Source organism: Streptomyces sp. R35, from assembly GCF_041053035.1.
GTDB lineage: Bacteria > Actinomycetota > Actinomycetes > Streptomycetales > Streptomycetaceae > Streptomyces > Streptomyces lutosisoli.
Genome location: NZ_CP163440.1, coordinates 2646163 through 2658523 on the forward strand (window position 1 = coordinate 2646163; position 12361 = coordinate 2658523).

Consider the following 12361-nt stretch of genomic DNA (forward strand, 5'->3'; position numbering starts at 1 on the left):
GAGACGCACAGCATGGGGTCATGCCAACGAACCCGACCACCGAAGCACCCGCCGCCGACACACAACTTCCTTCTCCTTCAGGCGGATTGAACACCTCCCCCGCCCTCACCCTCACCGCCGCCCTCCTCGGCTTCGCGCTGATCACCCTCGACGCGTCCGTGGTGAACGTGGCGCTCCCCTCGATCGGTGCGGCGCTCGGGGGCGGAATGTCGGGGCTCCAGTGGGTGGTGGACGCGTACACGCTGGCCTTCGCGGCGCTGATGCTGTCCACCGGGGCCTTCTCGGACCGGGCGGGGGCGAGCCGGGCGTACGGGATCGGGATCACGGTGTTCACGCTGGCGTCGGCGGCCTGCGGACTGGCGCCGAATCTGCCGGTGCTGATCGGCGCGCGCGTCGTGCAGGGGGCGGCGGCCGCCGTGGTCCTGCCCGCCTCGCTCGCCCTCGTGCGACAGGCGTACGCGGATGCCGCGCAGCGGGCGCGGGCGGTGGCTCTTTGGGCGGCGGGCGGCTCGGTCGCGGTGGCGCTGGGTCCGGTGGCGGGCGGAGCGCTGACCACGGTGTGGGACTGGCGGGGGATCTTCTTCATCAACCTGCCGCTGGGGATGGTGACGCTCGCCCTGCTGACCCGGGCGCCGCGCTCCCCCCGGCGGCCCGCGCCGCTGGATCTGCCCGGCCAGCTGACGGCGATCGTGGCGCTCACGGCGCTGACGTTCGCGGTCATCGAGGGCGATGGGACAGGGCTGGTGGCGCTGGGAGTTGCGGCCGTCGCGGCGCTCGTCTTCCTCCGGGTCGAGTCACGCCGGACACACCCCGTGGTCCCGCTCGGCCTGTTCCGCAGCCGGAACGTGAGCGTGACCGTCGCCGCGGGTGCCACGGTCAGCGTGGCCTTCTACGGAGTGGTGTTCCTGTTCTCGCTCTTCTTCCAGCAGGTCCAAGGCCGTTCCGCGCTGTACGCGGGTCTGATGTTCCTGCCGATGACCGGGCTGATCGCGGTCACGAACATCGCGGCGGGCAAGTTGGCCGGGCGTTACGGAGCGCGGTTGCCGATGCTGCTGGGCCAGTCCCTGGCCACGGTGGGGCTCCTGCTCCTCCTGTACGTCGACTCCTCGACCCCGTCCGGCCTCGTGGCCGCCCTCCTCGTCCCGCTGGCCCTGGGCTGCGCCCTCACCATCCCGCCGCTGACGGCCGCGATGCTGGAGGCCGTGCCCTCGGCCCGGGCGGGGCTGGCAGCGGGCGTCCTCAACTCGGCCCGTCAGGTCGCCGGCGGCCTCGCCATCGCGACGTTCGGCTCCCTGGTCTCCGGGGGATTCGAGTCGGGCATGCGGGTGAGTCTGGCCCTGAGCGCGGGATTGCTGACCGCAACGACAGCGGCGACGCTCACCCTGCGACGGGCCCACTAAAGGGTTCCTCGCCCCCGCCGCCCCTACCCGTCCCATCCCGTTCCTGGGGGCTGCGCCCCCAGACCCCCAAAAGATTGCGCAGTTCCCCGCGCCCCTAAAAGCGGTGGGGGCGGGCGTGGGATCGCGGGCGCAGCCCCGCGCCTTTGCTTTTAGGGGCGCGGGGAACTGCGCGACCAGCCCCCACCCACCCGCACCCGACGAACAACCGACGGGGTCGAAGGGGCGGAGCCCCTGGGGATGGGACGGGTAGGGGCGGCGGGGGCGATCAACTGCCGTCTCTCAGGTCCCGTGGCCAGTGAGGGCGGAATTCGATCCCGTCGTACGTCACCACGCACCCCTCCCCCATCGGCGACTGAGTCATGAAGCCGACGAGGGCCGCGCCGGTCTCCTTCTCGTCGCCAAGCGTGAAGAGCCGTACGAAGGTCCAGCGCTCACCGTCACGCGAGGCATGGAATGCGAACGCACGCCCCGTCCGGCTCACCCGGAGCCAGACGGAACTGCCGTCCACAGTGAAGGAGTTGGCGTCGTCGGAGTGCCCCCGGGTGACCACCGTGCAGACGGTGGGCACATCCGGGGAGTACTCCAGGCACAGCTTCGCCCAGGCCCGCTCGCCCACGTGGACGTAGAGAACCCCCGCGTCGAAGGAGCCCGCGAAGCCGACCGTGACCCGGGCGATCAGCTGGAAGTCCCCTTCGGGCGCCCCGAGCAGCCGGGGCGCGTCGGACGCGGGATCGAGCCCCTCCCCGGTGGGCGGCACGAACCGGTCCTGCCGAGGACCTGCCCACCCGGCGAGCACCCCGTCCTCGTAGGACCAGTGCCCGTCGGGCCCATACGTGCGAAGGGAAAAGGGCAGTTGGGGAAGTTCGACGTCCATTGCGTGAGTCTCTCAGGTCCGTCCCGCGAACAACCACAGCTCCAACGGCTCTACCGTTCCAGACGCCCGTCGTAACGCCGGGGCAGCCCGAGCGGGTTGTCGTCACGCAGCTCCGCCGGCAGCAGCGCCTCCGGCGCGTTCTGGTAGGCGACGGGCCGCAGCCACCGCTCGATCGCCGTACCGCCGACGGAGGTCGAGGTCGAGGTCGTCGCCGGGTACGGACCCCCGTGGTGCTGGGCCGGGGCCACCGCGACACCGGTCGGCCAGCCGTTGACCAGCACACGCCCGGCGAGCGGGGTGAGCTCGGCGAGGATCTCGGCGCCGCGGCCCTCGCCGGCGGCCTCCTCCGTGGAGAGCTGCACGGTCGCGGTGAGGTTGCCGGGCAGGCGGGAGAGCACCGCGCTGGCCTCGGACTCGTCCTCGTAGCGCGCGACCACCGTGAGCGGCCCGAAGCACTCCTCCAGGAGCAGGTCGTGCTCGCCCTCGGTCGTGAGCTTCTGCGCAGGCACGGTCAGGAAGCCGGGGCTCACCGTGTGCTCGCCGCCCGCGCCCGGGGTCACCGGGGACTCCACGTCGGGGAGTTCGGCGCGCTCGGCGACACCGGCGATGAAGTTGTCCCGCATGCGGTGGTCGAGCAGGACACCGGCGTCGGTGTCGCTGACGGCGTCCGTCAGCGACTTGACCAGGCGGTCGCCCGCCGCGCCCGCCGGCGCCAGCACCAGGCCCGGCTTCACGCAGAACTGGCCGACACCCAGCGTCATCGAGCCCGCGAGCCCGGCGCCGATCGCCTCGGCACGCTCGGCGGCGGCGGCCTCGGTGATCACGACGGGGTTGAGCGAGCCGAGCTCGCCGTGGAACGGGATCGGCACGGGACGGGCGGCCGCCGCGTCGAAGAGGGCACGGCCGCCGCGGACCGAACCGGTGAACCCGGCGGCGGAGACCAGCGGGTGCTTGACGAGTTCGACGCCCGCCTCGAAGCCGTGGACCAGGCCGAGGACGCCGTCGGGGATGTCGTGCCGGGCGGCGGCCCTGCGCAGTACGGCCGCGACCAGCTCCGACAGTCCCGGGTGGTCGGGGTGGGCCTTGACGACGACCGGGCACCCGGCGGCCAGCGCGCTCGCGGTGTCACCGCCGGCGACCGAGAAGGCGAAGGGGAAGTTCGAGGCCGAGTAGACGGCGACGACGCCCAGCGGCACCTTGTAGCGGCGCAGGTCCGGGATCGGCGGGGTCGCGGTGTCGTCGGGGTGGTTGATCACGACGTCGAGGAAGGCGCCCTCGTCGACGATGTCCGCGAAGGCCCGCAATTGGTAACAGGTGCGGGCGAGTTCCCCGGTGAGCCGGACCGGGCCGAGCGCGCTCTCCGCGTCCGCGGCCTCGACGAGCTGGTCCTTGGCGCCTTCGAGCAGGTCGGCGGCGGTGCGCAGGAACGCGGCGCGCACGGTGCGGTCGGCGAGCGCGGGGCGCGCGGCGTGCGCGGCGCGCACTGCCTCGTCCACCTCCTGGGCTGTGGCCTCCACCGCAACCTGTTCACGCTGCTTCCCGGTTCGGGGGTCGACACTCCAGACTGGTGCTGCTGCCACCGCGGATCCCTCCAGATGTGTTGCCGCAGTTCTTCACCGCAGTTCTTATGTCATCCACCAAGGGCGTTCGATATACTGAACGCTGTCTCTGATGGTGAATATGATGCGGAGACTATTTCCCGTCCAACGAGGGGGTCAAGGGCGATGTCGGCAGGCGAGACAGGCGGCGGAGCGCAGGTCAAGTCCGCGGTGCGGACCGTGGAATTGCTCGAGTACTTCGCCGGCCGGCCCGGTATGCACTCCCTGGCCGCGGTCCAGGAGGCCGTCGGCTATCCGAAATCCAGCCTCTACATGCTGCTGCGTACGCTCGTGGAGCTCGGCTGGGTCGAGACGGACGCGACGGGCACGCGGTACGGCATCGGCGTACGGGCGCTGCTGGTCGGTACGTCGTACATCGACGGCGACGAGGTGGTCGCCGCGGCCCGCCCCACGCTGGACCGGCTGTCGGACGACACGACGGAGACCATCCACCTGGCACGCCTGGACGGCACGAACGTCGTCTACCTGGCCACCCGCCAGTCGCAGCACTATCTGCGCCCCTTCACCCGGGTCGGCCGGCGTCTTCCCGCGCACTCGACGTCCCTCGGCAAGGCGCTGCTCGCCACCCACACCGACGAGCAGGTCCGCAAGATGCTTCCCGAGACGCTCCCGGCGCTCACCGAGCACACGATCACCGACCGCGAGAAGCTCATCGAGGAGCTGCACCAGGTCCGCGAGCAGGGCTTCGCGGTGGACCGCGAGGAGAACACGCTGGGGCTGCGCTGCTTCGGCGTGGCGATCCCGTACCGCACTCCGGCCCGCGACGCGATCAGCTGCTCGGTCCCGGTGGCCCGTCTCACCCCCGCGCACGAGCAGATGGTCAAGGACGCCCTGTTCGACGCCCGCGACCGCCTGACACTGGCGACGCGCAGGCTGTGACGGCGCGGCCGGCCCCCGGCTGACCACCGGCTTCATGAACGACGCATGAGAAATCCGGGCGGAAGGGAACGATCCGCCCGCCGTCGCTCGTCCTCTTGAGCGGGATGAACAAGACGATCAGGCGTGCCGCCGTCTTCTCTCTGCTGCTCGTGCTCTCCCTGCTGGTCAGGGCGACATGGGTGCAGTTCTACGACGGCAAGGCGCTCGCGGAGGACAAGAAGAACCGGCGGAACGCGATCGCGCTCTACGCGAACCCGCTCGGGAACATCATCGTGGCCGGAGACGCGATCACCGGTTCCGCGCAGACGAAGGGCAGCGACCTCAAGTACAAGCGCACGTACACGGACGGCAGTCTGTACGCGGCGGTCACCGGTTACAGCTCACAGGTGTACGGGGCGACCCAGCTGGAGGGCATCTACCAGGACCTGCTCGACGGGACCGCCACCCAGCTGAAGAACCCGCTCGACACGCTCACCAACAAGCGCGCCGACCCAGGTGACGTCATCACGACGATCGACCCGGATGTCCAGAAGGCGGCGTACAACGCGCTGGGCGACAAGAAGGGCGCGGCCGTCGCGATCGACCCGAAGACGGGCAAGATCCTCGCGGTCGTCTCGACACCGTCGTACGACCCGACGACGATCAGCGCGGGCAACAGCGGCGTCTGGAAGAAGCTGAAGAAGGACTCCGACAAGCCGCTGGTGAACCGCGCGCTGCGGCAGCCACTGCCGCCGGGCTCGACGTTCAAGCTGGTCGTCGCGGCGGCCGCGCTGGAGGACGGGCTGTACTCGGATGTGGACGCGAAGACGGACAGCCCGAACCCGTACACCCTGCCGGGCACGACCACTCCCCTGAAGAACGAGAGCTCGTCGGCGCCCTGCAAGAACGCCTCGATCCGCGTCGCGCTGCAGTACTCCTGCAACAACGTCTTCGGGAAGATGGCCGTCGACCTGGGCCAGGACAAGGTCAAGGCGATGGCCGAGAAGTTCGGCTTCAACGACACGACTCAGGATGTGCCGGTCCGGGCGTACACCAGCGTGTACCCGTCGAACATGAACAAGTCGTCCACGGCGCTGACGGGCATCGGCCAGTTCGATGTGACCGCCACCCCGCTCCAGATGGCCATGGTGTCGGCTGCCATAGCCAACGACGGCAAGCTGGTCTCGCCGCACATGGTGTCGCAGACCAGTGACGCCGACGGCAATGTGCTGAAGAACTACGACGACAGCACGGAGACCAAGGAGATCGTCAGCTCCTCCACCGCCCAGCAGCTCCAGTCCGCGATGCAGACGGTCATCACGGACGGCACAGGAACGAACGCGCAGATCTCCGGCGCGACGGTGGGCGGCAAGACCGGCACGGCCCAGCACGGCGAGAACAACAGCAAGACGCCGTACGCCTGGTTCACGTCGTACGCGAAGTCCGACTCCAACGGCAAGGAGGTCGCTGTCGCTGTGCTGGTCGAGCAGTCGGATGCGGCGAGGTCCGAGGTCAGCGGCAACGGGCTGGCGGCGCCGGTCGCCAAGGCGATGATGCAGGCAGCACTGAAAAACTGAGGCTCCACTGCCCCGCGCCCCTTCTTTAGGGGCGCGGGGAACGGCGCGACCAGCCACGTTCAACCCGCAGCCGACCACCCGTCTGCGGAAGCCACCTACTTCACGTTGAACAACTGCTCAATCGGGTCGATCGCGAAGTACACCAGGAACAGCGCCGAAGCCGCCCACAGCAGCCAGTGGACCTCCTTCGCCTTCCCCAGCACGGACTTGATCACCACGTAGGCCAGGAACCCCGCCCCGATGCCGTTGGTGATCGAGTACGTGAACGGCATCACGGCGATCGTCAGGAACGCGGGGATGGCGATCTCGTACTTGTCCCAGTCGATGTGCTTGACCTGGGTCATCATCAGGAACCCGACCGCCACGAGCGCGGGCGCCGCGGCCTGCAGCGGAACGATCGTGAGCAGCGGGGTCAGGAAGAGCGCGAGGGCGAAGAGCCCACCGGTGACCAGGTTCGAGAACCCGGTGCGCGCCCCCTCGCCGACCCCCGCCGCCGACTCGATGTACGACGTCGAGGACGACGCCGACGCCGCGCCGCCCGCGACCGCCGCCGCACCGTCGATCAGCAGCACCCGGCCGAGGTTGGGCACCTTGCCCTCCTCGTCGAGCAGGCCCGCCTCGGCGCTGATGCCGACGACCGTGCCCATGGTGTCGAAGAAGTCGGACAGGATGAGGGTGAAGACCAGCAGGACGACGGTGATGGCGCTGGTCTCGCCGAACGCGCCGAACAGGCTGAAGTGACCGAGCAGTCCGAAGTCCGGTGAGGCCACGACGTCGTCGGGGATCTTGGGCGTGGTCAGGCCCCAGCTCTTGATGTCGGCGGCGGAGTTGATGATGATCGCGACGACGGTCATGGTCACGATGCTGATGAGGATCGCGCCCTTGACCTTGCGGGCGAGCAGTCCGATGGTCAGCAGCACACCGAGACAGAAGACGAGAACCGGCCACCCGCCCAGCGTGCCGGTGCCGCCCAGCTGAACCGGCACGGTGGTCTGCGCGATGTCCGGGATACGGGTGACGAACCCGGCGTCGACGAAGCCGATGAAGGCGATGAACAGGCCGATGCCGACGCTGATCGCCTGCTTCAGCGGCTGCGGTATCGCGTGCATGACGGCTTCGCGCAGGCCCGTCACCACCAACACGCAGATGAGCAGGCCCTCCAGGACGATCAGGCCCATCGCGTCGTCCCAGCTCATCAGCGGGGCGATCTGGAAGGCGACGACCGCGTTGAGGCCGAGGCCCGCGGCGAGCGCGAGCGGGAGGTTGCCGCCGACGCCCATGATGATCGTCATGACCGCGGCCACCAGGGCGGTGGCGGTGGTCAGTTGGACGGCGTCGAGGTGGTGCCCGAACTTGTCCTTGGCGCTGCCCAGGATGATGGGATTCAGGACAAGGATGTAGGCCATGGTGAAGAACGTGGCGAAGCCGCCGCGTATCTCACGGCCGAAGGTGGAGCCCCGAGCGGAGATCTTGAAGAACCCGTCGACGCTGTTCGCCGCTGGAGGCGCGGCAGTTGGCCGGTCGGCCGCCTTCTTGGTTTCGGACATGGCGATGCTCCTCGTTACCTGCGTGCTGGGTGTGCGGATGCTGGCTGGATTGTTCCCTCGTTGAACCGGTTTCAGGTTTTCTCCGTGTTACGGAATCGGGTTCGGCCTGCCATACGTCGTTCGAAGCCCTGTACGACCGGCTGGTACGCTCTCGCATCTCGCCCCACGGGAACACCATTTCTTCACAGGTGACACACGGGGCCGTATACGTACGCACCTGCACCGGTGCCGAATTGCCGCAGCGAGGAGAGGTCGCCCGTGGGCACTGTCGTCGACGACGCAGCCTCCGTGGAGTTCCACGCCTTCTTCGATCGGCACTATGCCGAACTGGCCCGCCTGGCCCATCTGTTGACGGGTGAGCCGGACGCCGCCGACGATCTGGCGGCCGACGCGCTGCTCGCCCTGTGGAATCGCTGGGACCGGGTGCGCGCGGCGGACCATCCGGTGGCGTACGCGCGTGGTGTCGTCGCGAACCTGGCCCGCACCCGCATCCGCAGCGCCGTTCGTGAGCGCCGACGGATCACGCTGTTCTGGTCGCAGCGCGAGGACAAGACCGAGAACCCCGACATACCGGGCAAGGTCGATGTCCAGGAAGCGCTGCGCAGACTACCGTTCCGCAAGCGCGCGTGCGTCGTGCTGCGGCATGCTTTCGACCTCTCGGAGAAGGACACGGCTCTCGCCCTCGGTGTTTCCGTGGGTACGGTTAAGTCGCAGACGTCGAAGGGCATGGCCGAACTCAAGCGGCTCCTCGGCACCGAAGAGGCCCCGATGCGGGTGCACGCGGGAGTGCTGCCCACGGGCGGAGCCGGAGGAAGGGACCGATGAGGAAGGCGCAGGACGTGCACGACGAGCTGCGCGCCGGGCTGCGTGAGGCGGCCGAGGCGTACGAGCCCGACCGCGCGCGCATCCTGGCCCGGGTGGAGCGTGGGATGGCGGGCGCCGACGAGCGCCGGCCCTCGCGGCGCGCGGCGCGTCCGCCGCTGCTCGGCTGGGCCCGCGTCGTGGGCGCCACGGCCGCGGTCGCGAGCGTCCTCGCGGTGGGCGGCTACGCGGTCGCCTCGGCGGTGAAGGACGACACCCCGGCGCAGCAGACCGTCGCGGTCTCGCCGACCCCCGATCCGTCGCCGGACGCGACGAGCCGGGCGCCGGTCGACCCGGACCCGACCCACCGTTCCGGTACGTCGGAGCAGTCCGGGAAGCCGAGTTCGTCACCCTCGGGGAGCCCGACGCCCGAGAACTCCACCTCCGCCACGGCCCAGCCGCCCGCCACGGGCGGCACCGAGGACGGCCCGCTCTGGTCCGACGGTTCGGTCGATCCGCACAGCAACGAGTTCTGGGCGCAGAGCAATGTGACCCTGAAGAACAGCAAGCAGCTCACCTCGCTCACCGTCGAGTTGAAGATCAGGCAGACCGGCGGGGTCACCAACGCCGGCGCCTGGCGTTCGCTGCCCGAGGACGACTTCACGACGACGGTCGTCGAGAAGGACGGCTTCCTCGTCTACACCTGGGTGCTCAAGCCGGACCACACGGTCTGGGGAGGCGAGTGGGTGTTCGCCGGCCAGTACGACCACGACCGCGGCGGCCGGGACGCGAAGGACGACAGCTACTCGATGACGGCGACCGACACGGACGGCAAACAGTCCGCTGTGAAGGGCGGTTTCGCGGCCCAGGACAGCGGCGAGACGGCGTCCGGCGGAGACTCGTAAAAAATTTCCCGAGCGGCGGCAACCCTTTCCTCGGCAGTGGCGACCAGGAGACGTAACGATCTCCTCCCACCCAAGGAACTCGCTTCATGACTGCACGAGTTGAACAGCGCGCCAGCCACCGCCGCCGGGTCACCAAGCGGCGTGCCGTCATCGGCGGCGCGGCCGCTCTCGGCCTGACCGGAGCGGCGATCGTCACGACCACGATGCTGGGATCGGCGGGCGCGGCGACGGCGTGGCCGGACGCCAAGGGCAGCAAGGCCGTGTCGAAGACGATCTCGGTGTCGGGCACGTACGACGGCAAGCTGACGAAGTTCTACGGCTCCGGCGACCTGGGCACCAGCAGCCAGGACGAGGACCAGGGCCCCATCTTCGAGCTCGCCGACGGCGCGACCCTCAAGAACGTGATCATCGGCACCCCGGCCGCCGACGGCGTGCACTGCCTGGGCAGCTGCACCCTGCAGAACGTGTGGTGGCTGGACGTCGGCGAGGACGCGGCCAGCTTCAAGGGCAAGTCGTCATCGGCCGTCTACAAGGTCTACGGCGGTGGCGCCAAGGGCGCGGACGACAAGGTCCTGCAGTTCAACGGCGCGGGCAAGCTGGTGGTCAGCAAGTTCCAGGTCGAGAACTCCGGCAAGCTGGTCCGCTCCTGCGGCAACTGCAAGACGCAGTACAAGCGCACGATCATCATCAACGACGTGGATGTGACGGCGCCGCTCAAGGCGATCGTCGGTGTCAACGCCAACTACGGCGACACCGCCTCGCTGCGCAACATCCGCATCCACGGCGACAGCAAGAAGAAGATCAAGACGTGCGTGCGCTTCCAGGGCAACAACACCGGCAAGGAGCCGACCGAACTCGGCACCGGTGCGGACGGAACCACCTGCAACTTCTCGTCATCTGACATCACGTACAACTGAGTGAACCTTCAAGTATGACGGAGCACGTTCCCTTGAGCACGCACAAGAAGCACCTCACGCGCAGACGAGTGCTCGGGGCCTCCGTGATCGGCGTCGCCGCCACCGGCGCAGCCGTCGCGGGAGGCGCCGGTCTCCTCTCGTCCGCGTCCGCCGCCACCTTCGGCTACACGGACGACGGGTCGAACTACGTCGTCGACACCGGCGCCTCCCTCGTCTTCAAGGTCTCCAAGTCCACCGGCGACATCACCTCGCTCGCCTACAAGGGCAAGGAGTACGAGGGTTACGGCGGCAAGCACTCGCACGTCGAGTCGGGGCTCGGCGCCTCCACCGTCACCGTCAAGCAGTCCGGGTCGACGATCCTGGTGAAGGTGGTGCACGGCGCGATCACCCAGTGGTACGCGGCCCGCAGCGGCCAGAACAGCGTCTATCTGTGGACGAACAAGGCGGACGCCTCCTTCACGGCGACCCGCTACATCGTCCGCCTCAAGCCCGGGGCCTTCCCCAACGAAGGTTCGGACTCCTGGATCGAGGCCTCCGACTCGATCATCGAGGCCGGTGACGTCTGGAAGCGCGCGGACGGCACCACGCACTCCAAGCACTACTCGGGCAAGCGCACGATCGACTACGACTACATCGGCTTCAGCACCGGTTCGGCCGCGCTGTGGCTGGTGCGCTCCAACCACGAGAAGGCGTCCGGCGGCCCCTTCTACCGCTCCCTGCTGCGCCACTCGAACGACAAGGGCGCGGGGCTGTACGAGATCCTGCACTACAACGAGGCGCAGACGGAGGCCGAGCGCTTCGGGCTCCAGGGCCCGTTCGTGCTGAACTTCACGGACGGAGGCGCCCCCTCGTCCGCCCTCTTCCACGCGAACCTCGACACCTCCTGGGTGGACAGGCTCGGCATCACCGGCTGGGTGGGCAGGGCGGGGCGCGGCAAGGTGGCGGGCGTCGGGCTCAAGGGCATGGACGCGAAGTACGCCTACACGGTCGGCTTCGCCAACTCCGCCGCCCAGTACTGGGCGAAGGCCTCGGCCTCCTCGGGCGCCTTCTCCTGCCCGGGGATGCTGCCGGGGACGTACACGCTGACCGTCTACAAGGGCGAGCTCGCCGTGCAGACGAGCGAGGTGAAGGTGACGGCCGGCGCGACGACCTCGCTGCACAGCCTGACGATCACCGGTGACCCGTCCGCCGCCAAGACACTCTGGCGGCTCGGTGACTGGGACGGCACGCCCGGCGAGTTCAAGAACGCCAAGCTGATGACGTACGCGCATCCCTCCGACGCCCGCGCGGCGAAGTGGACCGGCAACGTCACCATCGGCGACAGCGGTGCGACCGCCTCCTTCCCGGCGTACCTCTGGAAGGACGTCAACGACGGCGTGCTCGTCTACTTCAAGCTGACCGCCGCCCAGGCCGCCGCCGCGCACACCCTGCGCGTCGGCGTGACGGACGCGTTCCTCAACGGGCGTCCGCGGGTGACGGTCAACGACTGGGTGTCGGCCATCCCCTCGGCGCCCACACAGCCCTCCACACGCTCCCTCACCACGGGTTCGTACCGGGGAAACAACCACACGTTCACTTTTAACGTCCCTTCCAGTGCGTGGAAGACGGACGTGAGCCAGTACAACGTCCTCAAGCTCAACATCGTCAGCGGCTCGTCCGGCACGGTCTACCTCAGCCCGGGCACGTCGTTCGACTCCATAGACCTGCTGACCTGAGCCCCCCTCGGTCAGCAGAGGAACGCCCCCGCCGGTGACGACCGACGGGGGCGTTCGCATTACGTAGGGCGCCCCGTAAGACGCGCCCCCTAAGGGGCGCGGGGAACTGCGCGACCAGCCCCCACCGGCCCGCAGTGTGCGAACCGGC

Annotated in this window: 10 protein-coding genes; 7 read left to right on the forward strand and 3 right to left on the reverse strand. The window is 69.2% G+C overall.

The features are described 5' to 3' along the window. Positions 1–20: 20 nt before the first annotated feature. Positions 21–1400 (forward strand): MFS transporter, encoded by a 1380-nt coding sequence (locus AB5J50_RS12350; protein ID WP_369257498.1) that lies wholly within the window; start codon positions 21–23, stop codon positions 1398–1400. A gap of 265 nt (positions 1401–1665) precedes the next feature. Here AB5J50_RS12350 and AB5J50_RS12355 read toward each other — a convergent pair whose 3' ends face one another. Continuing rightward, positions 1666–2274 carry a DUF1349 domain-containing protein gene (locus tag AB5J50_RS12355; RefSeq protein ID WP_327427763.1) on the reverse strand — a complete coding sequence of 203 codons (609 nt, stop codon included), beginning with the start codon at positions 2272–2274 and terminating at the stop codon, positions 1666–1668. A gap of 50 nt (positions 2275–2324) precedes the next feature. After that, on the reverse strand, positions 2325–3854 hold the full coding sequence (locus AB5J50_RS12360) for an aldehyde dehydrogenase (NADP(+)) (protein WP_369257500.1): 1530 nt from the start codon (positions 3852–3854) through the stop codon (positions 2325–2327). 144 nt (positions 3855–3998) lie between these two features. Here AB5J50_RS12360 and AB5J50_RS12365 point away from each other — a divergent pair, with 144 nt between their 5' ends. Both AB5J50_RS12365 and AB5J50_RS12370 read left to right on the forward strand, forming a co-directional pair. Further along, positions 3999–4772: an IclR family transcriptional regulator gene (locus tag AB5J50_RS12365; protein ID WP_028803360.1), complete on the forward strand. Its 774-nt coding sequence runs from the start codon at positions 3999–4001 to the stop codon at positions 4770–4772. Between the two features lie 104 nt (positions 4773–4876). Beyond that, entirely contained in the window at positions 4877–6328 is a 1452-nt protein-coding gene (locus tag AB5J50_RS12370) for a peptidoglycan D,D-transpeptidase FtsI family protein (protein ID WP_369257502.1), read from the forward strand. A 95-nt stretch (positions 6329–6423) separates the two neighbouring features. Here the strand turns inward: AB5J50_RS12370 and AB5J50_RS12375 are convergent, their stop codons facing one another. Beyond that, positions 6424–7875 (reverse strand): NCS2 family permease, encoded by a 1452-nt coding sequence (locus AB5J50_RS12375; protein ID WP_369257504.1) that lies wholly within the window; start codon positions 7873–7875, stop codon positions 6424–6426. A gap of 258 nt (positions 7876–8133) precedes the next feature. Here AB5J50_RS12375 and AB5J50_RS12380 point away from each other — a divergent pair, with 258 nt between their 5' ends. From AB5J50_RS12380 to AB5J50_RS12395, 4 genes are all read left to right on the forward strand, one after another. After that, complete coding sequence (locus AB5J50_RS12380) at positions 8134–8700, forward strand: SigE family RNA polymerase sigma factor (protein WP_369257506.1); 567 nt, start codon at positions 8134–8136, stop codon at positions 8698–8700. Then, on the forward strand, positions 8697–9581 hold the full coding sequence (locus AB5J50_RS12385) for a hypothetical protein (RefSeq protein ID WP_369257508.1): 885 nt from the start codon (positions 8697–8699) through the stop codon (positions 9579–9581). Before AB5J50_RS12380 ends, AB5J50_RS12385 begins: the two co-directional genes overlap by 4 nt. Positions 9582–9667: 86 nt before the next feature. After that, positions 9668–10498, forward strand: coding sequence for a pectate lyase (locus AB5J50_RS12390; RefSeq protein ID WP_369257510.1), 831 nt, complete (start codon positions 9668–9670; stop codon positions 10496–10498). Between the two features lie 14 nt (positions 10499–10512). After that, on the forward strand, positions 10513–12213 hold the full coding sequence (locus AB5J50_RS12395; protein WP_369257512.1) for a rhamnogalacturonan lyase B N-terminal domain-containing protein: 1701 nt from the start codon (positions 10513–10515) through the stop codon (positions 12211–12213). Positions 12214–12361: the final 148 nt, after the last annotated feature.